The organism is Haloarcula salinisoli (assembly GCF_019599405.1).
Taxonomy (GTDB): Archaea; Halobacteriota; Halobacteria; order Halobacteriales; family Haloarculaceae; genus Haloarcula; species Haloarcula salinisoli.
Map to the genome: position 1 here is coordinate 781,305 of NZ_RKLQ01000002.1, position 25,320 is coordinate 806,624.

Here is a 25,320-nt window from a genome sequence, read left to right on the forward strand (position 1 = left end):
ACTACTTCGTCGCCTCGACGGGGTCGCGCCGTCGGAGCCGACTCTCGTCGTCGAACCGTCCGGCCTTGCCGGTCACGTACCACTCGCCGGTCGTCGCCGCCGTCGCGACGTCGCTCGTCTCCCAGTAGCGCTCGACGACGTGGTCGCCACGGAAGGCGACGGCACCGTCGTCGGTGACAGCGACCTCGGTCCCGGGGAGCGGTTCGCCCAGTGCCGTCAGCTGCTCGGCGCCGTACTCGTTGACACAGCCGACGCCCGTGAGCTCCGTCGTCCCGAAGACCTGACTGACCGGGACACCGACGCCCCAGAGGAACTTTGCCGTCTCCGGGTCGAGCGGATCGGTCCCCGACAGCGCGTGGTCGAGGTTCCCGAGCCCGAACGACTCTCTGAGCGGCCCGAACACGACACGTGCCGCCGCGGAATCCGTCAGCGAACCCGTGTTCCCGTTCTGGACGGCCTCTCCCCTGTCGATCGCAGCGCCGTCGGCCAGCCGCCGTTTCAGCCCGCCCAGCTCCGCTATCGACGCCTCCAGCTCCGACCGGAGGTGGTCGTACAGTTCCGGGGACCCGATAAGGACGTCCGGTTCCACGGCTTCGAGCCCGCCGACGATGTCGTCCGCCGGGATGTACGCCGCCGCTGCCCCTCGGTTCCAGAGGTAGTACGTCGTTGCCCGATGGAAGATACGCGACTGCGGCAGTACGGCAGTCCCGGTCGACCCGCGCGTGGCCGGGAACTGTTCGGAAAGCATCGCGGCCGCGGCCAGCAGGTTCCGGTGTGTGACCGCACATTCGACCGTCCCCATCTCCGCCCCGGGCGGGGAGACGATGGTCGCCACGTCGTCGGGGTCCGCGTCGAATCCCGGGAGGTTGTCGCGGTTGCCGGCGGGCAAGTCGCTGATGTCGAACACCCGCTGTGGGCCTGCCCTGACGGCCTCGCTCGCGGTGCCGTCGACGACGACCGTCTCGATGTCCGTGGTGGCCTCGACCGTGACCGTTCGTTCGTCTGTCTGGCCCGCGTGGATGGGGACGGAGACGACGCCCGCGAGGTGGCAGGCGATATCGACGATCGACCAGCGGTACGAGGGGCGAGCACAGATACCGAGCGTCGTCCCGGGCTCGACGCCGGCGTCCAGCAGGCCGGCGGCGACCCGCCACGCCTGCCTGTACAGCTCACGGAACGTCTGTGGTTCGTATCCGTCGCCCGTCGGGACGTACGCGGCCGGCCGGTCGCCGTGGCGGTCGACCTGCCGTGCGAACCAGTCCGCGACCGTCCCTTTCGGTATGGATACCGTCCCGCCGACGTAGACGTCGCTCTCGAGTTCCACCTCCGTGTCCTCGGCCGCGTAGGTCCGCTCGCCCTCTCGGCTCTCGTTTAGCTTGCCGGGCTGGTACTCGTAATCGTCGGGCACCTCCTCCTGGTAGTACTGGCTGTACTTCTGGTCGATGTCGGGACCGGCGATGTGGGCGTCCAGCCACTCCTTCGTGAACTCCAGTACGTCCGTCGTTATCGGCTCGCCGTTCTCGTGGCGCTCGCGGAACTCCCCGACTGTCTCGACGAACTCCTCGTGGAAGTCCTTGTGGTCGTAAAAGCAGTTCGCACAGTCCATCGCGTACCCGCAGTCCTGCATGAACTCCTCCTCGTCGCCGAAATGGTACTCGGTGTACCGCTCCAGCTCCTCCAAGATATCCCCCACTACTGCCTCGGAGTGGCCCGCCTCGATGGCCACGTGCAGGTCGTTCAGGAGCCCGAACAGGTGTTTGTGCTGCTCGTCGAAGCGGTCGATCTGTGTACTGTACCGCTCGTCGCTCCACTCGATGAACTCACCGTCCGACTCGGCCATAGAATATGCTTGGCAATTTCACCTGATAAATACGGCCGGGTATTCCCAGCGACTGAAAAGTCGGCCCGCTCTACGCGCCCCGCGTTCGCTGGCCCAGCGAACGCTCGTGGACGTTTTTTGTACCAGCCTGTCAACGATGCGGCGTGGCCGACGACTGTGACCCCGCTGACGTGTTCGCCCTCCTCGACGACGAGTACGCACGCTCGCTACTCGCGGCCACCAGCCACGAACCAATGACCGCACCAGCTCTCAGCGACCAGTGTGAGATGTCGCTCTCGACCGTATACCGCAGACTCGAACAGCTCGAAGGCTGTGGCCTCGTCGACGCCGAGGTCGTCCCCGACCCCGACGGCGACCACCGCAAACGATACGAGGCCCAGCTAGACGAACTGCTCGTCTCGCTGGACGATGGCCAGTTCGAAGTGAGCCTCCGAACGGACAGTTCGACAGCCGAGTACGCCGACGCCTTTACCGACCTCTGGGAGGGGCTCTGAGATGGTGGAGCCTCAGGCAATCGCCGAGGTCGTTAGCGTCCTGGAACTCCTCGTCGGTCTCGCCATCACCGGACTCGCTTTCCAGGGGTACCGACGGAACCGGAGTCGAGCGATGCTGTTTCTGGGCGGTGGTATCGCGACGATGACCGTCGTTAGTTTGGTCGTCATTGTGGTAGTGGCTTTTTTCTCCAGCGCCAGCGCCCGGATGGTCGGCCTCGCCAGCTCGTTGACGAACCTCGTCGGGATGTGTCTGATACTGTACGCCATCGTCCTCGCCCGGAGAGAGTAAACGAACGCTCGCCGCCTCAGAACGGCCCCATGCCGCCGCCTTCGCCCTGTTGCATTCGGTTCCGCCTCTCATCTCACGCCCGACAACGCTGTCTCCCGCTACCACGCGTTCGGACGTGTGCGGTGACTGGTGCACGCGGTCGGTTCGGGGTCCGGACACGTATACAAACCGGGCACCCTCAGACGTCCATCCGCAGTGCGTAGATGATACTGAGCAGGCCAGCGATCTCGAACGTCTGGATGAGCAACTGGACGGCTACCTCGGACATCGATGGGACCACGAGTATCAGGCCGAACAGCAGGACAGGGGGACCGAGCATGATGCCGAACCCAAGGGCGATGAACAACATCGGTCGGCTATCGTTTCGCCGGTACCCCCGGTACGCCTGATAGGCGATAAACAGGCCCAGCACAGCGCCGACCATCTCGTAGAGATTGCGCAACAGCAACGTCGTACTCTCGAAGGGACCGATGGTCATCGGGTGTCCGGGCGACCAGACGAGCATCAGTGTTTCCTGCATCGCTATATCCCCTCGATGAGTCTCGTGAACCGGTCTGCCATGTCCGCATGCCGGTCGATGGTGAGTTCGAACTGTCCGTCCACCAGGTCGACCGTCACCCGCTCGAGGTTCGCGGCATACAGTTTCCGGTGGTGGCCGCCGTCGGGGTCCGGCCGCGTCTGTTCGACCACGAGATCACACGCCTGCAGGCGTTCGAGACGGCGATAGATAGTCGGGCCCGACACGTCACATCGCTGTTCGAGTGTGCTAGCAGACATTGGTTGGTCGCTTGTCTCAGTGAGGATGACCCGCACGGTCTCGTCTTCGAGGAGCCCAGCGAGCGTCTCGATATCAGGGTCAGCACTCACTGTAGCGGGGTAGACGGAGAAACATGATAAATGGCTGTCGGCTACTTCAGCGACTGAAGCGCTGCCTGGCACCGCATTTACCAGGCCTCCATCTGTTCCGGTGATGCCATCCAGCGATACCGACTCCTCACGGCTCGCACTGTTTGCAGAGCGCCGTCCGGTTGCACTGTTTTTCACTCTCGCCATCGCGACCTCCTGGACCGTCTGGATACCGACACTCTCGGTGCTCCCCCACGGCAACGTCCGGCTGCTCGCGATCGTCCCCGGAGCGTTCGGCCCGCTGGTCGCAGCAGCCACAGTGACGATGCTCCGCGGTGAGTCCGCCAGACAGTGGCTGGTCGGCGCACTCGCCTGGCGGCGCTCGGCCCGGTGGTACGCCGTCGCCGTCGCTGTCCCACTCATCGTCAGCGTGGTGCTTCTCGGGACCCTCGTCGGACTCACCGGTTCGCTCGATCTCACAGCGGGTCCGGAAGTGGCTGCGCTCCTCGGATTCAATCTGGTCTTTGCCAGCCTTCTGGGGGGCGGCCAGGAGGAGTTCGGCTGGCGAGGCTTTGCGCTCCCCCATCTCCAAGCACGCTACGATGCACTGACGGCCAGCCTCCTCATCGGCGTCGTCTGGGCAATATGGCACGCGCCGATGTTCGTCTTCGGCGTCTACAGCGAGAATCCGGTGCTGTACGTGCTGGGTATCCTGGCGTTCGCTGTCGTCTTGACGTGGTACTACAACAGTTCTCGGGGACAGCTTCTGGGTGCTGTCGTCATGCACGGCACGCACAACGCCGCAGTGAACGTCCCACCGATGCTGGTCGAGGGAGCGAACACCGTTGCAGTCCCCTACGAAGGGCTGCTCGCCGCCGTGTACTGGGTGGTCGCGCTCGTTCTGCTCGGTCGTTACGGCCGAACGACACTCTCCAGCGAGGCCCCGGTAGAGCCGACGTGGGCGAACCAGCGCGGCGACGAGCCGACAGCCCAACCGTCGTCGACGTTCGGGAGCGACGACTGAAACCTGTCTCGAGAGACCGCTCTCAGAACGGCCCCATACCGCCCATGCCGCCCATCCCGCCGCCGCCCTCGCCCTGCTGCATCTGTTTCATCATCCGCTCCATGTCGCCGTCGCCCATCCCCTGGAACTGCTTCAACATCTGGGACATCTGCTTGTGCTGTTCGAGTAGTTCGCGCACGCGTTCTTCGGGTTTCCCGGAGCCGGCACAGATGCGCTCGGTGCGGGACTGGCCGATGATGCGGGGATTCTCCAGTTCCTCCTCGGTCATCGAATCCATGATGACGTCGAAATCGCGCATCCGCTCCTGGGTGACGTCCATCGCGTCGTCGGGCAGCTGGTCCATCAGCCCGCCGCCCATCCCCGGAATCATGTCCATCACCTGGTCGAGCGGCCCCATGTTGTTCATCGTCTCCATCTGCTTGCGCATGTCCTTCAGGGTGAACGACCCCTCCAGCATCTGCTCGGGGTCCCAGTCCTCTTCCTCGTCGCCCGTCTCCTGCATCGCCCGCTCGACGCGCTCGGTGAGCTGTTTCAGGTCACCCATCCCGAGCAGCCGAGAGATAAAGCCCGACGGCTCGAAGCGCTCGATGTCCTTGACCGTCTCACCAGAGCCGAGGAAGGCGATGGTCGAGTCGGTCTCGTCGACGGCGGCGAGTGCGCCCCCACCTTTCGCCGTCCCGTCCAGTTTGGTGATGACGACGCCGTCGATGCCGATGGCCTCCTGGAAGTCCGCCGCCTGACTCTTGGCGCTCTGGCCCATCGCGGCGTCGAGCACCAGCAGGTTGCGGTCCGGTTTGACTTCCGCTTCGATGCGTTCGATCTGCTCGATGAGCTCCTCGTTCAGGCCGTCTCGACCCGCCGTGTCCACGATGCGGACGTCGGCCTCCTCGGTCGCTTCGAGCCCGTCGCGGGCAATCTTCACGGGGTCGTCCTCGTCCGGGTCACCGTAGAAGTCGACCTCGGCCCGGTCGGCCATCTCCTTCGACTGGTCGTAGGCGCCGGGGCGGTCGGTGTCGGTCTGGATGATGGCCGGCCGCAGCCCCTTCGTCGAGAACCACCACGCCATCTTGGCGGCGGTGGTCGTCTTCCCCGACCCGTACAGGCCCGCGAGCATGATGGTCTGCTCTTCGAGGGGGAGGTCGGTGGATTCCCCGACCATATCGACCAGCTCCTCGTAGACGATTCGCAGCACCCAGTCACGGGGTGTCGTGCCCGCTGGCGGTTCCTCCTCCAGGGCGCGGGTCTCGATGTTGTCAGACAGCTCCTGGACCAGCGCCACGTCGACGTCGGCCTGCAACAGCGACCGCTGAATCTCCTTGACGATGTCCTCGATGTCCTCCTCGGAGATGCGGGACTTCCCCCTGAGGTTGTCCAGCGTTCCCCGGAGAGAACTTCCGAGATTGTCGAGTACCATTGTTGGCCCCACCTACAGCACCGCGCGGGTAAAGCACTGCGGTCCCACCTTTTTCTTCGTCGGGTTCGAGGCGCGCCGCCGGCGCGCTCGAACCGCTCCTCGAAAAACGTGGGCGAAAAAAGCGGGACCTCGCTCCGCTCGGTCCCGTGAAACGGCTCGCTTCGCTCCCCGTATGCTCGCTCAGGACAGCCTGCCCTCCCCCGTCAGCGCGGCCCGGAGGCCGCGCTCGGCCACCGCAACCGTTGTGTTCGGATTGCTATCCCGCTACAGCGCCGCTCAGTTCACTTCGTTGTACATCTCGTCTATCATCTCGTCTAAGTCCGGGGTGCCGCCGCCGGGTTGCTGTGGCGTGTAGCTGAACTCCCCCTTGCCGTCCGGGGCGTCACCCTGGGACCAGGGCTGGTCGGGCTCCTCGCGCTCCTCCCGGGCGGTGGACATGAACGTGTAGTTGTACTCCTGGTTCTCTTTTTCCTGGTCGAAGCTGTTCGGGACCGGGCGGTGTTCACCCAGCATCTCCAGGGCCGCGTGCCACTGGTTCTGGTGCATGGTATCGCGGGCGATGAGGTACTCCAGCATATCCTTCATCCCGGGGTCGTCGGTGAACTCGTAGAGCCGCGTCGCCAGCAGTCGACCGGTCGATTCGGCCATGACGTTGGCGTACATGTCGGCGGCGAGATTGCCGGAGGCGACGACGTAGTTGCCGGTGAAGGGGTTGCCGTTGCTGTCGACGGGCATCGCGTGCAGTCCGGCCGAGAGCGCCTGGCGTGGCTGGCCAGAGCGCATCATCTCGTCGATGACGGCGTCCTCGCGGGCGGCCTCCCGGGCCTCGTCGGAGGCCCCTTCGAGGTTCTTCGAGACCGCGGTCGCGAGCATCTCGATGTGGCCCAGCTCCTCGGTGGCGGTTTCCATCAGGAACTGCCGAATCTCTCTCTTCTCGGCGGGGACGGCGAAGGCCTGGAACATGTACTGCAGCGCGACGCGCATCTCGCCCTCGGCGCCGCCGATTGCCTGCTGGAGCAGCTTCGCGAACTGCGGGTCGGGCTCTTCCACTTCGACCTCGAACTGAAGTTCGTCGTCGTGGTAGAACACGACGTGTAGACAGGGAGAGCTGCTGAAAAAGCAATCTGCCTGCATTTACCGGCAGTCGTGGGCCTTCGTGGCCTTTTGGCGTGGAGCTACTCCGGCACTTCTGCAATCGTCGTAATCGCCCGCGGACTGCCCGGCATCGACTGCCAGACCACCTTTTTCCGGTTCGGGTGACCTCCGGTCACCACTCACCGCAAAAACGTGGGCGAAAAAAGCGGCCCCTCACTTCGTTCGTGGCCGACCGCTATTCGGGCACTTCTGCAATCGTCGTAATCGCCCGCGGACTGCCCGGCATCGACTGCTGGATGTGGTGTTCGAACTCCTCGAAGCCGGCCTCCCGGAACATCCGGTCGGCCTCCTCCTCGTCGTAGAACAGCATGATGGCGTCGGCCACCTTCTGGAAGATAGAGGAGTTGGGGTAGTCGGGGCCGACGATGAGCACCTTGCCGCCGGGTTTCGTGATACGACGGGCCTCTTCGAGGGCGTCGACGGGGTTGGGCCAGTACTCGATGGAGCCCGACGACCAGACGGCGTCGAAGCTGTCGTCCTTGAACGGCAGCCGCTCGGCGTCGCCCATGTGGTAGCGGACCCGGCCTAACTTGCCGAACTTCTCAAAGGCCCTCGAGAGCTGGTGGGGGCTCTGGTCGAGCCCGTAGATAGTGTCGACGTGTTCGAGCAGCCCTTCGGTGGCGAAGCCGGTCCCACAGCCCACGTCCAGAACGCGGTCGTCCGCGTCGAGGTCCAGCATCTCGATAGCCTCGTCGCGCATCTCTTCGTTCCAGACGAGCGGATTGATCTCGTCGTACACCTTCGAGAGGTACTTGTAGAACGTCCGCGCCCGGGCTTTGTTCTCGAGGACTCCCATTAGTGGTTCTTGGGCCTTACTGGACATAATTCCCCGGTTTTCCTCCCCGTCGACATGGCTTTCGATACCGCGAAAACTTCGCAACTACCAAATAGCCGCTGGGGTAAGGTTCGGACGATTAGAGAATGCCACGGCCAGAAGTTCTAGACCGGATAAAGGAGGCCGAGCAGGAGGCCGACGATATCGTCGCCGAGGCCGAGGAAGAGCGCGAGGAGACCATCGCCCAGGCCCGGGAGGAGGCCGACGAGATTCGCGAACAGGCCCGCGAGGACGCCGAAGCCGAGGCTCAGGAGCGCCTCGAGGACGCTCGTGAGGAGATCGAGGCCGAGCGCGAGGACCTCATCGAAGAGGGTGAGAACGCCCGCGAGGACCTCGAACAGCAGGCCGAAGGGCGCGAAACCGAGGTGGTCGACTACGTGACAGACCTCTTCGAGGAGGCGGTACATGCTCAGACCTGAGAAGATGTGTCGCGTCTCGGTGACGGGGTCGAAACGCGTAATGGAGTCCGTCGTCGAGTCGGTCCACGACCTCGACATGCTCCACGTCACCGAGTACGACGGGGCCTGGGACGGCTTCGAGCCGGGCGACCCGGTCGAGGGCGCCGACGAGGCCTCCGACCAGCTCGTCACCGTGCGCGCACTGGAGTCTATCCTCGGCGTCGAGGCCGAGGACGCGGGCCCGACGCGACTCGTCACCGACGAGGCCCTCGAGGAGGACCTCGAAGAGGTCCGAACGAAGGTCACCGAACTCGACGACCGGCGCGACGACCTGCGTGACGACCTCCGGAACGTCGAAGACCAAATTTCGACCATGGAGCCGTTCGTCCGGCTCGGTATCGACCTGGACCTGCTCCGTGGCTACGACACGCTCGCCGTGTCGGTCGGCGAGGGTGACGCGGACGAAGTCGACGCGACCCTCGCGGACAGCGACGTCGACACCTACGAACTGTTCAGTGAGGATGGCGTCGTCGCCGTCTTCGCGCGCGCCGACGCAGACGAACTCCAGGACGCGCTGGTCGGGGCGACGTTCTCCGCGCTCGAGGTACCGGAGGGCGACGGCGACCCGACCGAGTACCTAGAGGAGCTGAACCACCGCAAACAGCAGCTCGAATCGAAGCTCGACACGGTCGAGAACGAGCTCGACGAGCTTCGCCTCGACTACGCCGGCTTCCTGCTGGCCGCCGAGGAGAAACTCTCCATCGAGGTCCAGAAGGCCGAAGCACCGCTGACCTTCGCGACGACGGAGAACGCCTTCATCGCCGAAGGGTGGATTCCCGACGAGGAGTACGAGCTGTTCGAACAGCAGGTCTCCGCGGACGTCGGCGAGGCCATCGACATCGAGAAGCTCGAGGTCGCCGCCTACGACAGCGACGGACACGTCCACTCCCAGGAGGAGGTCGAGGGCGAGGGTGGCCACGACGAGGCGGCCGCCGAAGACGAGACGCCGTCGGCCGACGACACGGACGACCAGCCCGAGAAAGCCGTCGCGGACGGGGGCCACGCCACGACAGGCAGTGGCCTCGTCACGATGGGCGATTCCAGCCCGCCGGTCATCCAGGACAACCCCGGCGCGGCCCGTCCCTTCGAGGCGCTCGTCGAGGTCGTCAACCGCCCGAAATACGGCGAGTTCGACCCGACGGTGTTCTTCTTCCTCACGTTCCCGGCGTTCTACGGGTTCATGATCGGTGACCTCGGCTACGGTATCGTCTACACGCTGCTCGGGTACGGGCTGTACTCCAGAGCCAGCGGTGACGTCATGAAGAGCCTCGGCGGCGTCGCGATGTGGGCCGGTGGCTTTACCATGCTGTTCGGTATCCTGTACGGCGAGATATTCGGGCTGCACACCATCTCGAACGTCGTCTGGCCGGCGCTCGGGTTCGAAGGTGCGCCGTTCCACAAGGGGCTCCAGCCCGCGTACGGTGACTACGCGCTGGGCTGGCTCATCATCAGCGTGCTGGCCGGGATGGCCCATCTCGCCATCGGGTGGACGCTGGGCTTCGTCAAGAACCTCCAGCACGGGCTCTGGGACGCTATCACCGAGAGCGGCTCCTGGCTCCTGATGCTCTTTGGCTTCTGGGGCTGGGTCTTCAGTGACTTCCCCGCCGGCAGCAAGCCGTACTTCCTCATCGGAAGCGAGGCCGTGTTCAACGGGAACCCGTTCCACCTCGGCTTCGCCGGCTTCCCGGCAGAGGTCGGTATCGCCGGCCTGGTGATGTTTGCCATCGGTCTCGCACTCATCGCGACGGCCGACTTCGCCGAGTTCGTCGAGGCCGTCTTCCTGCAGGTGTTCGTCAACGGGCTCTCTTACACCCGGCTGGCGGCGGTCCTGCTCGCGAAGGCCGGGATGGCGTTCGTGGTCAACCTCCTGTTCTTCGGCGTCTACATCGTCGAGACCAGCAGCGGACCGGAGTGGCACTTCGGTATCAACCACTCGCCGGCCTACATGCTAGAGCAGGGGACCTACCACGGCCACGAGGTCACCAGCGTCATGTTCCCCGGCCTGATGCACTCGGGTATCGCCGGTGTCGTCGGCGGCCTGCTGGTGCTCGTGCTGGGCCACGCACTGGTGCTCATCCTCGGTGTCACGAGCGCGGGTCTGCAGGCCGTGCGTCTCGAGTACGTGGAGTTCTTCGGGAAGTTCTTCGAGGGCGGCGGCAAGCGGTACAGTCCGTTCGGCTACGAGCGGACCTACACGACCGACGACTGACGACGGATACATTCCACTAACGCACACGAGAAATTTTCCCCGAGGGAGACGACTGGTACCGGCTCACTGACAGACGGCCAGCCCCGCCTAAACCGCCAGAAAGGGGTTCTGACGAAGTGTTTTGGGAACCTTTATGAACTCCGTGGCGTCACATACGCCTGTTCGGACACGAGCAACTTCACAGAGGACTTCAACACAATGATCAACGAACTCGCATTCCTTACTCAAGCCGTACTGCAGGAAGGTACCGCCGCTGCCGCACCAGCGATTCCAAACAAGGCTGCTGCCGCACTCGCCGTCGGGCTCGCTGCGCTCGGGTCGGGCTACGCGGAGCGAGGTATCGGTGCCGCCGCAGTCGGTGCCGTCGCGGAGGACGACAGCATGTTCGGCCGTGGACTCATCCTGACAGTCCTGCCGGAGACGCTCGTCATTCTCGCGCTGGTCGTCGTCTTCGTCGTTCCTAACTAACGTATCCCCTCCTTTTCAACAATGAGCCTTGAAACAGTCGTAGAGGACATCCGAGACGAGGCCCGCGCGCGTGCAGAGGAGATAGGGGCCGAGGCCGACGAGCGCGCCGACGAGATTATCGCCGACGCCGAGGCCGACGCGGAGGAAATCCGCGAGGAGCGCGAGGCCGAGGTCGAGCGCGAAATTTCCCAGGAGCGCGAGCAGCGCCTCTCCTCGGCGAAGCTCGAGGCCAAGCAGGCCCGACTGGGCGCCCGCCGTGACGTGCTCGAAGACGTCCACGCGGACGTCGAGCAGGCAATCGCCGACCTCGAGGGCGACCGCCGCGAGGAGCTGACCCGCGAACTGCTTGCCGCCGCCGCCGACGAGTTCGACGACGGCGCCACGCTCCGGGTCTACGGTCGCGCCGAGGACCAGTCGCTCATCGAGGATATCCTCACTGAGTACGACGACGCAACGTTCGCCGGTGAGCAGGAGTGTCTCGGCGGCGTGGTAGTCGAGAGCGAGGCCTCCCGCGTCCGTGTGAACAACACGTTCGACTCCGTGCTGGAGTCGGTCTGGGAGAACAACCTGAAAGCAATCAGCGACCGCCTCTTCGACGACCAATGAGCAGCTACAGAGCGGCATCCGGCGGCCGGAGCAGCAACTACGAGTACGTCATCGCTCGGGTCCGCTCCCGTCGCGCGTCGCTGTTCGACGACGACGACTACCGCAAGCTGGTCCGGATGGGGACGAGCGAGATCGCTCGCTTCATGGAAGAGACCGAGTACGAGACCGAGATGAACGCACTCGGGGCCCGCTATAGCGGCTCCGACCTCGTCGAGTACGCGCTGAACCGCAACCTCGCGAAACACTTCGACGACCTGCTGGAGTGGTCCGAGGGGGCGCTGTACAACTACATCGCGCGCTACCTGCGGAAGTTCGACGCGTGGAACGCCAAGACGGTTATCCGCGGGCTCTACTCGGGCGCCGACGAAAGCGAGATCGAGGACGACCTCATCCGCGCTGGGGAGTTCGGCGACAAGCGCATCGACCAACTGCTGTCGGCGGGCTCCATCGAGGAGGTCGTCGACTTGCTCGAGGACACCATCTTCGGTGCGTCGCTGGGCGATGCCTACGAGGTGTACGAGGAGCAGGACGTCCTCGTGCCCCTGGAGAACGCTATCGACCGCGCCTTCTACGAGACGCTGCTCGATGGGTTGCCGAGCAACCCGGAGCCCGACAGCGCGACCGGGCTGTACGTCCAGTTCCTGCGGGCCGAGGTGGACTTCCGGAACCTCCGGAACGCACTACGGCTGGCCCGCAGCGGCGCCGAGACGGACCCGGCCGAGTACTACATCGAGGGCGGCAAACTCTTCGACCAGCAGTCCCTGACCCAGTTGACGGGCAACATGGACAACCTGGTCGCCGCGGTGCGTGACAGCACGTACGGCGACGACCTCGATTCGGCCCTGTCCGCACTGGAGGACGCCGGGAGCCTGGTCGAGTTCGAGCGCGCACTCGACGCGGCGCTGCTCGAGTACGCCGACAAGCTGTCGACCCGGTACCCGCTGTCGGTCTGTCCGGTGCTGTCGTACATCCTCGCCAAGGAGCGCGAGGTCGACAACATCCGGGCCATCGCCCGCGGTCGCGAGGCGGGGCTTTCCCCCGACGAGATCGAACAGGAGCTGGTGATACTATGAGCCAGGAGATAGCAGTTATCGGGAGTCCGGAGTTCACGACGGGCTTTCGACTGGCGGGGGTTCGCAAGTTCGCGGACATCCCCCCGGAAGCAAAGGACGAGCAGCTGGACGACGCCGTCTCGGAGATGCTCTCCGACGACGACGTCGGCATCGTCGTGATGCACGACGACGACATGGACCACCTCTCGCGTGGCGTTCGCAAGAGCGCCGAGACGAGCGTCGAACCGGTGCTGGTCACCCTCGGCGGCGAGGGCGCTGGCAGCGGCGGGCTGCGTGAACAGATCAAACGAGCCATCGGTATCGACCTGATGGACGAGGACTAACAATGAGTCAAGCAACAGAATCCGACGTCCGCGAGGACGGTATTATCGAAAGCGTCTCGGGACCGGTCGTAACGGCTCGGGACCTCGACGCCCGGATGAACGACGTCGTCTACGTCGGTTCGGAAGGGCTGATGGGCGAGGTCATCGAGATCGAAGGCAACATCACCACCATCCAGGTGTACGAGGAGACCTCCGGGGTCTCCCCGGGTGAGCCGGTCGAAGGGACCGGCGCGCCCCTGTCGGTGGACCTCGGGCCGGGGATGCTCGACGCCATCTACGACGGCGTCCAGCGCCCGCTCGACGTCCTCGAGGAGAAGATGGGCTCGGCGTATCTCGACCGCGGTGTCGACGCGCCGGGTATCGACCTGGAGAAGACCTGGGAGTTCGAGCCCGAAGTCGAGGAAGGCGACGCGGTCGAGCCCGGCGACATCGTCGGTATCGTCCCCGAGACGCCCAGTATCGACCACAAGGTGATGGTCCCGCCCGACTCCGACGGCGGCGAAGTCACCGCCATCGAGTCCGGGAGCTTCACCGTCGAGGAGACGGTCGTCGAACTGGACTCCGGCGAGGAGATTCAGATGCGACAGGAGTGGCCGGTGCGCCAGCAGCGGCCCTCCGTCGACAAGGAGACGCCGACCGAACCCCTCATCTCGGGCCAGCGCGTGCTCGACGGCCTCTTCCCCATCGCGAAGGGCGGGACCGCGGCGATTCCCGGCCCCTTCGGCTCCGGGAAGACGGTCACCCAGCACCAGCTCGCCAAGTGGGCCGACGCGGACATCGTCGTCTACGTCGGCTGTGGCGAGCGCGGCAACGAGATGACCGAGGTCATCGAGGACTTCCCGGAACTGGAAGACCCCATCACGGGCAACGCCCTGATGGACCGGACTTGCCTCATCGCGAACACGTCGAACATGCCCGTCGCAGCACGAGAGTCCTGCGTCTACACGGGTATCACCATCGCGGAGTACTTCCGTGACATGGGGTACGACGTCGCGCTGATGGCTGACTCCACCTCCCGGTGGGCCGAGGCCATGCGCGAGATATCCTCGCGACTCGAGGAGATGCCCGGCGAGGAGGGGTACCCCGCGTACCTCTCGGCGCGCCTCTCGGCGTTCTACGAGCGGGCCGGCTACTTCACGAACATCAACGGGACCGAGGGCTCCGTCTCCGTCATCGGCGCCGTCTCCCCGCCCGGCGGGGACTTCTCGGAGCCGGTGACCCAGAACACGCTGCGTATCGTCAAGACGTTCTGGGCGCTGGACGCCGACCTCGCGGAACGTCGGCACTTCCCCTCTATCAACTGGAACGAGTCGTACTCGCTCTATCGCGAACAGCTCGACCCGTGGTTCGTCGACAACGTCCGGGACGACTGGCCCGAGACGCGACAGTGGGCCATCGACACGCTGGACGAGGAGGCCGAACTGCAGGAGATCGTCCAGCTCGTCGGGAAGGACGCCCTGCCGGAGGACCAGCAGCTGACGCTGGAAATCGCCCGCTATCTGCGTGAGGCGTGGCTCCAGCAGAACGCGTTCCACCCGACCGACACCTACTGCGAACCCGAGAAGACGTACCGTATCATGGACGCCATCAAGACGTACAACGACGAGGCCTTCGAGGCGCTCGACGCCGGTGTTCCCGTCGAGGAACTCACCGACATCGAGGCCGCGCCCCGTCTCAACCGTATCGGCGTCCAGGAGGACTACAACGAGTACATCGACGAGCTCGAGGACGACATCACCTCGGAGCTCCGGGAGCTCTACTAATGAAAGAGTATCAGACAATCACTGAGATCAGCGGCCCGCTGGTGTTCGTCGAGACCGACGAGCCGGTCGGCTACGACGAGATCGTCGAGATCGAGATCGGCGACGGCGAGACGCGCCGTGGCCAGGTGCTCGAATCGGCAAGCGACCACGTCGCCATCCAGGTGTTCGAGGGGACGGAGGGTATCGACCGCGACGCCTCCGTTCGCTTCCTGGGCGAGACGATGAAGATGCCCGTCACCGAGGACCTGCTGGGACGGGTCATGGACGGGACCGGCCAGCCCATCGACGGCGGCCCGGAAATCGTCCCAGACGACCGACAGGACATCGTCGGCGCAGCTATCAACCCCTTCTCGCGGGAGTACCCCGAGGAGTTCATCCAGACGGGCGTGTCGGCTATCGACGGCATGAACACGCTCGTCCGTGGCCAGAAGCTGCCCATCTTCTCGGCGTCGGGCCTGCCCCACAACGACCTGGCGCTCCAGATTGCGCGACAGGCATCTGTGCCGGAAGAAGAGGAAGGCGACGACGACGAGGGCTCGGAGTTCGCAGTCATCTTCGGCGCGATGGGTATCACGGCCGAGGAGGCAAACGAGTTCATGGACGACTTCGAGCGCACCGGCGCGCTGGAACGCTCCGTCGTCTTCATGAACCTCGCGGACGACCCCGCCGTCGAGCGGACGATTACGCCGCGACTCGCGCTCACCACGGCCGAGTACCTGGCCTTCGAGAAGGACTACCACGTCCTGGTCATCCTGACGGACATGACCAACTACTGTGAGGCACTCCGAGAGATCGGTGCCGCACGTGAGGAGGTCCCGGGCCGACGTGGCTACCCCGGATACATGTACACGGACCTGGCCCAGCTCTACGAGCGGGCCGGCCGTATCGAGGGTCGTGACGGCTCTGTCACCCAGATTCCCATCCTCACGATGCCGGGCGACGACGACACCCACCCGATTCCGGACCTGACCGGCTACATCACCGAGGGCCAGATCTACATCGATAGGGACCTCAACAGCCAGGGTGTCCAGCCGCCGATCAACGTCCTGCCCAGCCTGTCGCGGCTGATGGACGACGGTATCGGCGAGGGCCTGACCCGTGCAGACCACGCCGACGTGAAAGACCAGATATTCGCCGCTTACGCGGAGGGTGAGGACCTGCGCGACCTCGTGAACATCGTCGGTCGCGAGGCGCTGTCGGACCTGGACAACAAGTATCTGGACTTCGCGGACCGCTTCGAGGAGGAGTTCGTCGACCAGGGGTACGACACCGACCGCGACATCGACGAGACGCTCGAACTCGGCTGGGACCTGCTCTCGATGCTCCCGAAGGACGCGCTGAACCGCATCGACGAGGAGCTCATCGAAGAGCACTACCGCGAAGAAGAGACGGCCGAAGAAGTCGCCGCGGACTGAGGCGGCTGTTTTTTTGTTCGTTTCCGGTTCGTGACTGCCCGTCGCCCGGAGAGACGTCGAATAGTTCGTCCGTCCTGCACGCGAGCGACGCGGTCAGGACCGCCGGGTGAGAAGCAACGTGACTCCGGCCAGCGCAAGCAGCGCGGCGGTGGCGCCGAAGCCGGGACCGGAGCTACCGGTCGCCGTCCCCGTGGCGGTGGTGTTGTTCGCCGGGAGGTCGGCCCCGAGGAAGGAGGCTGCACGCTCCGTGTCCATCGACGGGAACTCGCGGTCCCACTCGCCGGGCATATACACCGCTGTCTCCTCGTCGACGTAGGCGAGCGACCGGACGTCGCTCTCGGTGGCGTCCGCCGCCACGGCGTCCTCGACTGTCACGTACGTCGTCCCCTCGCGGCCGACGACGCTCGTGACCCCCGCCGGAACGGAGCCGTCCTCGGCGAGCGCGTTACGGAGCACGGTGATGTTTCTGAACTGCGCACCGACCTCCATCGTGATGCGCTCGCCCTCCGCCGAGACGTTCACCTTCCCGCGTTCGGGGTCTGCCTGCAGGAGCGACGTGAGGAACGATTGCTCGGTTCCGTCCGCCGCCGAGGTGTCCACCAGCTGGCTGGTGAGCTCGGTGAACACGTCGTTGTCGACTGTCAGTGAGCCGGCCACGTCGACACGGTCGTCCTCCGTCGTGGCGGCGCTGGCGGTGGCGCTCACGTTATACATATCGATGCCACGACTGTCGAGTTCGGCCACGTAGTCGTCCCAGTTCTCGGTCGTGTAGTCGGCAGACGCGGTGACAGTCGCCTCTCCCGGGGACGATTCACTGATCTCCGCGCTCCAGGAGATATGCCGGCGCAGCTCCGCCGCCTGTCCGGCCTGGAGCCGCGTCTGAACGCCGTCGAGCGCTGACTGCGTCTCGGGGTCGAGCTCCTCGCTGTCGGTCGCGTTCGCGATTTCGGCCGCCGGCACCACGATGTCGTCGTAGTTTCGGACGTCGACCGCGACGTCGGCCGACACCGATTCGGTGTCGGCGTCGTAGCTCGCCGCAATCCGCTCTATCGAGAGCTCCCGCATCCGGTTCGTGAGTTCCTCGGCGCGTGGGCGGTCCATCTCGACGGACTCACTCTCGACGAGCTCCTCGGCCAGGGTTTCCGTCAGCTCTGTCTCGACACCGGTGTACTCGACAGTGTAGGCGATGTCGAGTTCGGCACTCTCGTTGTCGGCCTCCGAGAACTCGTAGCGGTCGATGGTGACGTCGGCGCTCCCGTTGAACGACGACGCGACGCCCCCGAACTCCGACTCGACGGTCTCGCGGGCCCGTTCGCGGGTCGAATACTCGTCGCGTTCGTACGCCGACAGCGTGGTGTTGCGCTCGACCGCCACGGTGTAATCGCCGTCGTCCTCCGTCAGTACGATTGACGCGTCGCCGGGCTCGATGCCCATCGCCAACGGTGCGATCTGTGCGTCGAACGTGCTGTCGGCGGTGAACCGCGACCCGGTGACCGTGACGTTGCCACTCGTCGACACGGACTCCAGCTCGTCGCCGCTCGCTCTCGCTTCGTCGTCGAGGGTCATCTCGAGGCTGAGGTTCGACGCGGCGTTCTCGGTGGTCCGCTGGCCTGCCGCCTCGAAGGAGAGACTCGACAGGGAGTCCGGCCTGTCGAAGTAGAACTGGCCGTCGCCGCTGATGTTCGCCTCCGTCAGCAACACCGAGGCCTGTCCGGTCACGTCCGTCTCCCCTTCGACCGGCTCGCTCGCGAGGAAGTAAAACAGGTTGGTGCTGATATCGGCGCCGTACTCGACGTCGGTGTCCGGCTCAGAGGCGCCGGTGGTGTCCCCGTCCGTCCCGTAGACCAGCACGGCGCTCCCGTTCTCACGGACGTATATCTCGTCCGACGGCTCGGGACTATCCGCCTGCACGTCGGTGGACGCAACTGATTGCTGTGGGCTGTTCACCGCCGGTCCCCCGCTCGCGAGGGGGACCACACTCAGGACCACGAACCCCACCAGCAGGAGGCTGACGAGTTCGTCCTTGAATATCATGGTTCAATCCAGTTTTGCAAGTGTAAAATATTACCGAATCAGGAAGCGCAGTATCTCGACGGGCGGGCAGCTATACAGCAAGTCTGGCCGGCATTCGGTCTCGATGCTACCATCTACTTTTTCCGGCGGAGACAGAAGCCCATCCGTCGAGTCGAGCTCCGGGCAGGTCAGGGCGTGTCGGGGCCCGACGAGAACGGGGGACAGCGACGGACGGATTAGGCTCGGTCTACCGCGGTAACCGCCGACATTCCGCAACCTTCGCCGCTTCGTACCCAACTGATTGGGTGTGCTAAACTTTACCTTCGGAACCCAAATTCCAGTTGCACTATGCCACAACCAGGAAGCGAACAGATATGGCTATGGCTGGGTACAGCAGGCATGTTCCTCGGCATGCTATACTTCATCGGCCGAGGCTGGGGCGAGACGGACGACCGTCGCCAGAAGTTCTACATCGCGACGATACTGATAACAGCAATCGCGTTCGTGAACTACCTGGCGATGGCGCTCGGGTTCGGGCTGACCATCATCGAGTTGCCCAACGACCCGGAGGCGCCCATCTACTGGGCCCGGTACACTGACTGGCTGTTCACCACGCCGTTGCTGTTGTACGACCTCGCCCTGCTTGCCGGGGCGGACCGCAACACAATCTCCACGCTCGTCAGCCTCGACGTGCTGATGATCGGTACCGGCGTCGTCGCGACGCTGTCGGCCGGTAGCGGCGTGCTGGCGGCGGGCGCCGAACGACTCATCTGGTGGGGAATTAGCACCGCGTTCCTGCTGGTGTTGCTGTACTTCCTGTTCAGCTCGCTGTCGAGCCGGGTGACCGACCTGCCAAGCGACACCCAGGGGACCTTCCGCACGCTGCGGAACCTCGTGGCCGTCGTCTGGCTGGTCTACCCCGTCTGGTGGCTCATCGGCACCGAGGGGCTCGCCCTGGTCGGCATCTTCACGGAGACGGCCGGCTTCATGGTCATCGACCTGGTCGCGAAGGTCGGCTTCGGGTTCATCCTCCTGCGCAGTCACAGCGTCCTCGACGGCGCCGCGCAGAGCCAGACGACGGGTGCGTCGCCCGCAGACGACTAGCGCAACTGGCGCCATGACCCACGGACGGCGTGGGTTCGACTGACGACGCGGATTTTTTCGAGCGCGAACCCGTCAGAGACGACTGAAAACGGTTAACTGGCTACGCCCGAAACGGCCCTGTAATGGCGAAGGACGTCAAACCCACTCGGAAGAACTTGATGCAGATAGAGGACCGCATCGAGCTCTCCGAGCGCGGGCACGATACGCTGGAGAAGAAGCGTGACGGCCTCATCATGGAGTTCATGGATATCCTCGACCAGGCACAGGACGTCCGTGAGGACCTCGACGACTCCTACGACCGTGCTCAGGACGCGATCAACATGGCCAGGGCGATGGATGGGGACGTGGCGGTCCGTGGTGCCGCGGCCGCACTCAAGGAACACCCCGAACTGACGACCCAGTCGAAGAACATCATGGGCGTCGTCGTCCCCCAGATCGACTCGACGGGCGTCAAGAAGTCACTGGACGAGCGTGGCTACGGCGTGATGGGAACCTCCGCCCGTATCGACGAGGCCGCCGACGCCTACGAGGAACTCATCGAGAACATCATCCTCGCCGCCGAGGTCGAGACGGCGATGAAGAAGATGCTCGAGGAGATCGAGACGACAAAGCGGCGCGTCAACGCCCTGGAGTTCAAGCTCCTGCCCGACCTCCACGACAACAAGGAGTACATCGAGCAGAAGCTCGAAGAGCAAGAGCGCGAAGAGATCTTCCGCATGAAGAAGATCAAGGCCAAGAAGGAAGAAGAGGAAGACGCGCTTGCGGCCGAGGAAGCCGAGAAAGAGGAAGCGGAACGGCTCACGGCAGACGACTGAATCTCTCTATCCGCTATCCGGCGCCCGCTCGACGCTGTCGGGTGTCACTCGTATCCGCGTCCCGTTCCGACTCGTGAACTCGAAGCACTCGCCAAACTCCGTCTCCGGGTAGCTCCGCAGGTGGTCCTGCAGGAAGCGTATCGCCACCTGTTCGCCCAGACGGATGCCCCGTTCACCGTCCGAGCGGAAGTGGACGCCGCCGAACATCCGGGCGTGGGCGATGTTCGAGGCCAGTTTGTCGAGCTCCGAGCCGACGGTCATCTCGCTGACGGCGTCGTCCGCGTGGTCACCCCGGTCGATAAAGACGTGTTCGGTCGGGTCGTCCGGGTCGATACCTACCGGGCGCATCCCGGTCGTGGTGATGTCGGCCGTGTCGTCGAACAGCGCCTTCAGCACCGTCACGCCGGCACCGGCCATCGTGGCGTGGCCGGAGGGGTAGGACGGGTGGGTCGGCGACCCCTCTGGGTACATCTGGCCGAGCAGATACGTCTCGGCCTCGGCGTCGTCGTCGACGAACCGCTGGTCGCGCTGGCGACCGTTGAACTCGGCGACGACGTCCAGAATCGCGCTGGCGGGGTCGCTCTCGACGAGGTCGTCGACGACCTGCTCGTCGAGCGGCGAGGCGTCCTGTCGCTGTTCGAGGTCGACCAGCCCGGCCATCGCCTCCGGGCGGAGCCGCGTGAACGACCGCCACTTCTGGGCCCAGGCGGCCTTGAACGCCTCGTAGGAGACAGCCCCGACCAGCGAGAACGGGTCGACCGGGCCGAAGGTGACGCCGTCGGCCTCGTTGGGTGAGGTCGGCCGGCCGTTCTCGTCGGGGGTGTAGGGTGACTGGGTCGTCCGCGGGAAATCCCAGAACAGCAACACCGTGGCGGCCCGGTAGTACTCCTGATAGGGGCCGTCGGTGTGGACGTGGGTACCCAGGTCCCGGCCGGTGATGGGGTAGCGACCCGTGTCGGACTCGAAGTCCTCCTCGCGGTACGTCTCGGGAATCTCGCCGTTCTGGAGGGCGACGAACTGGTCGAACGTGACGCCGAACTCCCGGCGGTTGGCTATCGGGACGTGGCGTTCGACGGCGAGTGCGTCGAGGTCCAGTTCGGTGACACCGGTGAGCCCGGCGACGTAGGGCGCACACCCCGACGGGAACAGCGGATACAGCTGCTGGAGGACGAACTGCGAGTGGAACTGCCCGGTCAGATCGTCGGGTCGGTCCGGTGTATCGGGCCGGCTGTAGCCCCGAAACAGCGTCTCGGGGGTGACGCCACCTGTCGCCGCCGTGGGAATCTCTAACTCCTCGGCGACCGACTGGAGGTTCTCGTCCCGGCGGTCGGCGACGCGCTGGAGGACCGCGTTCAGCTTGTCGGCCGCCCATCGGGTGATGGAGTCGTGACTGTCGATGCTGTCGAAGGCGGCCGTGTCGTCGGTCCGCTCGCCGGTCCCGTAGTCGTCGAACTCGACGTCCCGGCAGACGGCGAACAGGTACGCCTCCAGCAGTTCCGCCGCTGCTTCGGGGCTGTCGACAGGGTGGGGTTCGGTCATCTCGACGGCGCCGTACTCCTCGCGGATGCCGTCTTCCTTCGCTGATTCGAGGTCCACCGCCGTTCGGTCACCGGCGAGTGAGGGATGGACTCCTTTCATAGACCCGGCGTTTGCCGACCGCGGACTGATCCACCGTCGCCCATCGGTCTCGTTCGCGCGAGTCACCGCGTCCAGCGCGTCGCCGTCGTTCTCGCGGATTGCCCGTTCGAGCCGTTCGAACTCCTCGACCCCGTCCTCGGTCAACAGCCCCGTGTCGCTGTCGTGTTCCAGTAGTTTCGTGAACGACCCGACGTACCGGGCCGCGTGGCTGCGCTGGCGCTCGTCCGGGGACGTCCAGTCATCGGGGGAGTCCGTCTGCTGTTCAGCCGCCCGCTCCCGAATCTGTTCTGTGACGGCGGGCTGGTCGGTCCCATTGCTGTTCGAGCCTGTGGGTGTGTTTCCCATGGTTGAACACCTCTATACATATAACAATAATGATGATGATAAATTTACTGCCTGCTAGTTGAATGAATGTGCCGCGCGGGTGGCGGCGATAGGGCTTTTCGGCTGGGGCGTGAGCGGAACGTATGAGCTGTCAGTCCTGTGGCGGCGAGACTGTCGCCGTGTCGGTGCCCGCGGAGCTACGTGAGTATCTGCCCGGCAATGCCCCGGCTGTAGCGGTCTGTCGCGCCTGTCTGGCGATGGAGCCGGCCGACGATGTCCCCGGCGAATCCCCGGACCTGACCGTTCTCGACGAGGCCGTCCCCGGGAATTCGGACGCGGCCGTCCCGCTACTCTTGCTCGTCGGCCTGCTCGACTCGCTGGCGCTGCACCGCGCGGAGATCACGGCGTTGCTCGAACGGGTCGAACAGGCCGGGACGGACCCATTACTGGCCGTGGACCGCCTCGCGGACAGCTACGGTGACGACGCACACGTCGATCTCGGCCGTCGTCGCCACCAGCTCGAACAGCTGCTCTGAGTTAATCCTAACGAGTAAGGCACCGAAATTTTATATATCCCACCGTATGCACAAAATGCGGCAGACGGAAGCGTGTGTCCGCTTATGGACCGACACTCTGCCCACTCCCCCATTCCCCACCCCATTCCCCATTCTGGATGGATCAGACGCCGGTCGAGTAGCGTAGCAGTCCGGCGACGCCGCCGAAGGCGGTCTGAAGCTGCTCGCCCTTCTCGAAGTCCGTAGAGATAAAGACCGTCTCGGTCCCGCGCTGGTCGGCCAGCTGCATCAGGTGGTCGATGGCGTCCTCGCGTTCGCCGTCCTCGGCGTCGACCGAGGCGCCACAGCGGGTACAGTCGTGGTCGGGTGTCGTCTTCGAGCTGTCGACGAGCTCGTACTCGTCGTGGCCGTTCTCGCAGGTGTAGGCGACGACGTCCTTCCGGAGGTCCTCGGAGATGAGCAGCTCCTCTACGGCGCCCATGTTCAGGTTCTGGCGGGTCTGGTCGAAGCCGTAGGTGGCCTTGTCCCCGTCGTGGAGCTGCTTGAAGAACTCCTCCATGACCTGCTTGTCCTGGAGCATCTCGTGTTCTTCGAGGACGTCCTCCGCGGCGTCGACGATGTCGTACAGCCCGGACTCGTCGGTGTAGGCGATGTCGAACTTCCCCAGCACCATGTCCTGGAGCTCGTGGTGGAGGTAGTCGCCGTCGAGGAACTCGTCTTTGGTCGGTGAGGGGCCGCCCACGAGGACGCCGTCCATCTCGTGGCGGTCCGGGACCATCAGGTCGTTGGCCATGCCGGCGACCTCCTGGTAGAAGTTGTCGATGGCCTCCAGGCGCAGGCGGGCGAAACGCTGGGCGGACTGACCACCTTTGCGCTGCTTGCCCGGCACCAGCGAGGAGGCGGACTTGACGGGCTCGACCCGTTTGCCCTTCAGCCAGCCGACGTTGGCCTCGCGCCGGTCCAGCACGACGAGGCCAAAGAGTCCCTTGTCGGCCAGCATATTCTCCAGTGGCTCGGTGAGAAAGGCCGAGTCACAGTGGTAGCGGAACGACTCGATGGGGTCGGGCGGCGATTCCAGCACTTTGGTGACCATGTTGGTCCGGCCGCCGCCGCTGTCGATGGCCCCGGAAAACAGCACCATCCCGTTTTCGGGCGGGTAGTGGTCGTAGTAGCGCAGCCGGTCCTTGAGCGACGTCAGCGCGTCCTGGACCGCAGTCCGGGTGGCCTTCGATTTGATGTTCGAGGCTTCGGAGTGCTCCTGTGTGACGTGGGCGACGACGTCGCTGAGGAGTTTGTCCTCGGGCACGTAGATAGAGACGAGCTGGGTGCCTGACCCCTCGTATCCCTTGAGTTCCTCGATGACCTTCTTGAACTCGTACTTCTGTTTGTCAGATTGCTCCTGTTCCTGCTCACTCATTGTGTTGATTTCGGTGAGGTTGCGTAAGAACCTGTTGACAGAGTAGTTATCGTACGACACTCGCTCCCACAGACCGACCACGGCGTTCGTGACGACACCGAAATGCTGTGGTATCGACGGCTACGGCGCTGCCTGGGCCATCCTGCGTGGCGCCACGCAGGCGCCGTGCCACGCCCGCCGCTCTCCATGCTGTTTCAGGCCGATACTGCGTATGGCCCCGCTGGGATTCCGGCCACGCGAACGAATTCCGGGTATTAGCGGACTGTCATGACGGCTGACGGACAGCCGGGTTTATATGACTGCCCCTATAGAACACAGACAACAGATTATGGCGGGGTATGTTTGTACCATCGCAGGCGGGAAAGGCGGGGTCGGCAAGACCACGACTGCTGTCAACGTCGGCGCGGGACTGCAGGAACTCGGCTACGACGTCGCGGTGGTCGATGCCGACCTCGGGATGGCCAATCTGGGTTCGATGCTGGCGGTCGAACCCGAGAAGAGCGTCCACGAGATTCTGGCCGGCGACGCGGCCGTCAGCGAGGCGCTGACCGACGCTCCCGGCGGGCTGACCGTCATCGCCGGCGAGCAGTCGCTGGACGCCTTCGCCGACGCCGACCCGGCGAAGCTCCGCAAGGTCATCAAGACGCTCCGGGCCGCCTACGACGTCGTCATCATCGACACGGGCGCCGGGCTGAGCCACGAGGTCGCGGTCCCGCTGGGGCTCGCGGACGGCATCGTCCTCGTCACCACCCCCGACGAGGTCGCCGTCGGCGACACGGTCAAGACCGCCCAGCTCGCCGACCGCATCGACGGCAACGTCATCGGCGGGCTCATCACCCGCGTCACCCGTCACACGGACGTCGCCGACATCAACGAGCGCTTCGAGTTCCCGCTGCTTGCGGTCATCCCCGACGACCCGCAGGCGACCCACGAGGAGCCCCTGGTCCGCAACGAGCCCGACAGCCCCGCCGCGGACGCCTATCTCCGCCTGACCGACGCGCTGGAGGGCGTGTTCTTCAAGGGCGACACCGCCGCGGCCGACCTCGACACCATCGTCGACGACGCCTGGTTCCTCGACGAGGCGGAGGCGGCAGCCGACGACGAGGACGCCGACGAGGAGAGCTCCGGCGGCGTCTTCGGGCTGTTCAACTAGGTAATCCCGTCGTTTCTTCTGGAGTCTACTCTCGCACCGGCGGTTTGTGTATTACTACAGCTGGGCTCAATTACAGCCAGAAAGGGCCGACTGGCTGTAAGTCACTGCGGTCCGCCGGCGAATACAATC

General features: G+C 64.8%; 24 protein-coding genes. 15 read left to right on the forward strand and 9 right to left on the reverse strand.

All coding sequences use genetic code 11. The features are described 5' to 3' along the window. Position 1: 1 nt before the first annotated feature. Entirely contained in the window at positions 2-1,840 is a 1,839-nt protein-coding gene (locus EGD98_RS13250) for a bacteriohemerythrin (protein WP_220588845.1), read from the reverse strand. A 143-nt stretch (positions 1,841-1,983) separates the two neighbouring features. Here EGD98_RS13250 and EGD98_RS13255 point away from each other — a divergent pair, with 143 nt between their 5' ends. Beyond that, complete coding sequence (locus EGD98_RS13255) at positions 1,984-2,334, forward strand: helix-turn-helix domain-containing protein (protein ID WP_220588846.1); 351 nt, start codon at positions 1,984-1,986, stop codon at positions 2,332-2,334. 1 nt (position 2,335) lies between these two features. Next, positions 2,336-2,623 carry a DUF7521 family protein gene (locus tag EGD98_RS13260; RefSeq protein WP_220588847.1) on the forward strand — a complete coding sequence of 96 codons (288 nt, stop codon included), beginning with the start codon at positions 2,336-2,338 and terminating at the stop codon, positions 2,621-2,623. Positions 2,624-2,801: 178 nt separating this feature from the next. Here EGD98_RS13260 and EGD98_RS13265 read toward each other — a convergent pair whose 3' ends face one another. Both EGD98_RS13265 and EGD98_RS13270 read right to left on the reverse strand, forming a co-directional pair. Next, positions 2,802-3,143 carry a DUF7521 family protein gene (locus EGD98_RS13265; protein WP_236039476.1) on the reverse strand — a complete coding sequence of 114 codons (342 nt, stop codon included), beginning with the start codon at positions 3,141-3,143 and terminating at the stop codon, positions 2,802-2,804. Positions 3,144-3,145: 2 nt separating this feature from the next. Continuing rightward, positions 3,146-3,490, reverse strand: coding sequence for a helix-turn-helix domain-containing protein (locus tag EGD98_RS13270; protein WP_220588848.1), 345 nt, complete (start codon positions 3,488-3,490; stop codon positions 3,146-3,148). A 103-nt stretch (positions 3,491-3,593) separates the two neighbouring features. On the opposite strand from EGD98_RS13270, the gene EGD98_RS13275 reads away from it, so the two are divergent. After that, positions 3,594-4,493, forward strand: a complete 900-nt coding sequence (locus tag EGD98_RS13275; protein ID WP_220588849.1) for a CPBP family intramembrane glutamic endopeptidase — start codon at positions 3,594-3,596, stop codon at positions 4,491-4,493. 22 nt (positions 4,494-4,515) lie between these two features. Here the strand turns inward: EGD98_RS13275 and EGD98_RS13280 are convergent, their stop codons facing one another. The 3 genes from EGD98_RS13280 to EGD98_RS13290 form a co-directional block, all read right to left on the reverse strand. Continuing rightward, on the reverse strand, positions 4,516-5,907 hold the full coding sequence (locus tag EGD98_RS13280; RefSeq protein WP_220588850.1) for a signal recognition particle protein Srp54: 1,392 nt from the start codon (positions 5,905-5,907) through the stop codon (positions 4,516-4,518). A 276-nt stretch (positions 5,908-6,183) separates the two neighbouring features. Then, a complete protein-coding gene (locus EGD98_RS13285; protein ID WP_220588851.1) occupies positions 6,184-6,996 on the reverse strand; it encodes a manganese catalase family protein in 813 nt (270 codons plus the stop codon). A gap of 241 nt (positions 6,997-7,237) precedes the next feature. Then, positions 7,238-7,858: a methyltransferase domain-containing protein gene (locus EGD98_RS13290; RefSeq protein WP_220588852.1), complete on the reverse strand. Its 621-nt coding sequence runs from the start codon at positions 7,856-7,858 to the stop codon at positions 7,238-7,240. Between the two features lie 125 nt (positions 7,859-7,983). On the opposite strand from EGD98_RS13290, the gene ahaH reads away from it, so the two are divergent. The 8 genes from ahaH to EGD98_RS13330 all read left to right on the forward strand — a co-directional run bounded on the left by ahaH (position 7,984) and on the right by EGD98_RS13330 (position 16,212). Next, complete coding sequence (gene ahaH, locus EGD98_RS13295; RefSeq protein ID WP_220588853.1) at positions 7,984-8,316, forward strand: ATP synthase archaeal subunit H; 333 nt, start codon at positions 7,984-7,986, stop codon at positions 8,314-8,316. Then, positions 8,303-10,564: a V-type ATP synthase subunit I gene (locus EGD98_RS13300; RefSeq protein ID WP_220588854.1), complete on the forward strand. Its 2,262-nt coding sequence runs from the start codon at positions 8,303-8,305 to the stop codon at positions 10,562-10,564. The genes ahaH and EGD98_RS13300 overlap by 14 nt, the downstream gene beginning before the upstream one ends. A gap of 198 nt (positions 10,565-10,762) precedes the next feature. Continuing rightward, positions 10,763-11,032 carry a F0F1 ATP synthase subunit C gene (locus EGD98_RS13305; protein WP_220588855.1) on the forward strand — a complete coding sequence of 90 codons (270 nt, stop codon included), beginning with the start codon at positions 10,763-10,765 and terminating at the stop codon, positions 11,030-11,032. 21 nt (positions 11,033-11,053) lie between these two features. After that, a complete protein-coding gene (locus EGD98_RS13310; RefSeq protein ID WP_220588856.1) occupies positions 11,054-11,638 on the forward strand; it encodes a V-type ATP synthase subunit E in 585 nt (194 codons plus the stop codon). Next, positions 11,635-12,711: a V-type ATP synthase subunit C gene (locus tag EGD98_RS13315; protein WP_220588857.1), complete on the forward strand. Its 1,077-nt coding sequence runs from the start codon at positions 11,635-11,637 to the stop codon at positions 12,709-12,711. Before EGD98_RS13310 ends, EGD98_RS13315 begins: the two co-directional genes overlap by 4 nt. After that, the gene (locus tag EGD98_RS13320; protein WP_220588858.1) at positions 12,708-13,034 is read left to right on the forward strand and encodes a V-type ATP synthase subunit F; all 327 of its coding nucleotides are present in this window, start codon (positions 12,708-12,710) and stop codon (positions 13,032-13,034) included. Before EGD98_RS13315 ends, EGD98_RS13320 begins: the two co-directional genes overlap by 4 nt. Positions 13,035-13,036: 2 nt before the next feature. Then, positions 13,037-14,797 (forward strand): ATP synthase subunit A, encoded by a 1,761-nt coding sequence (locus tag EGD98_RS13325; RefSeq protein ID WP_220588859.1) that lies wholly within the window; start codon positions 13,037-13,039, stop codon positions 14,795-14,797. After that, positions 14,797-16,212, forward strand: a complete 1,416-nt coding sequence (locus EGD98_RS13330) for an ATP synthase subunit B (RefSeq protein WP_220588860.1) — start codon at positions 14,797-14,799, stop codon at positions 16,210-16,212. Before EGD98_RS13325 ends, EGD98_RS13330 begins: the two co-directional genes overlap by 1 nt. 93 nt (positions 16,213-16,305) lie before the next feature. On the opposite strand, the gene EGD98_RS13335 is transcribed toward EGD98_RS13330, so the two are convergent. Beyond that, positions 16,306-18,246 (reverse strand): PGF-CTERM sorting domain-containing protein, encoded by a 1,941-nt coding sequence (locus EGD98_RS13335; protein ID WP_220588861.1) that lies wholly within the window; start codon positions 18,244-18,246, stop codon positions 16,306-16,308. A gap of 327 nt (positions 18,247-18,573) precedes the next feature. Here EGD98_RS13335 and EGD98_RS13340 point away from each other — a divergent pair, with 327 nt between their 5' ends. Beyond that, the gene (locus EGD98_RS13340; protein ID WP_220588862.1) at positions 18,574-19,329 is read left to right on the forward strand and encodes a bacteriorhodopsin; all 756 of its coding nucleotides are present in this window, start codon (positions 18,574-18,576) and stop codon (positions 19,327-19,329) included. Between the two features lie 122 nt (positions 19,330-19,451). After that, positions 19,452-20,144, forward strand: a complete 693-nt coding sequence (locus EGD98_RS13345) for a V-type ATP synthase subunit D (RefSeq protein ID WP_220588863.1) — start codon at positions 19,452-19,454, stop codon at positions 20,142-20,144. 6 nt (positions 20,145-20,150) lie between these two features. Here EGD98_RS13345 and EGD98_RS13350 read toward each other — a convergent pair whose 3' ends face one another. Continuing rightward, complete coding sequence (locus EGD98_RS13350; RefSeq protein WP_220588864.1) at positions 20,151-22,127, reverse strand: vanadium-dependent haloperoxidase; 1,977 nt, start codon at positions 22,125-22,127, stop codon at positions 20,151-20,153. A 122-nt stretch (positions 22,128-22,249) separates the two neighbouring features. Here EGD98_RS13350 and EGD98_RS13355 point away from each other — a divergent pair, with 122 nt between their 5' ends. Beyond that, the gene (locus EGD98_RS13355; RefSeq protein ID WP_220588865.1) at positions 22,250-22,642 is read left to right on the forward strand and encodes a DUF6276 family protein; all 393 of its coding nucleotides are present in this window, start codon (positions 22,250-22,252) and stop codon (positions 22,640-22,642) included. Between the two features lie 142 nt (positions 22,643-22,784). Here the strand turns inward: EGD98_RS13355 and prf1 are convergent, their stop codons facing one another. Continuing rightward, positions 22,785-24,038, reverse strand: a complete 1,254-nt coding sequence (gene prf1 / locus EGD98_RS13360; RefSeq protein WP_220588866.1) for a peptide chain release factor aRF-1 — start codon at positions 24,036-24,038, stop codon at positions 22,785-22,787. 328 nt (positions 24,039-24,366) lie between these two features. Between prf1 and EGD98_RS13365 the strand changes: the two genes are divergently transcribed. Next, positions 24,367-25,191 (forward strand): MinD/ParA family ATP-binding protein, encoded by an 825-nt coding sequence (locus tag EGD98_RS13365; protein ID WP_220589420.1) that lies wholly within the window; start codon positions 24,367-24,369, stop codon positions 25,189-25,191. Positions 25,192-25,320 lie beyond the last annotated feature (129 nt).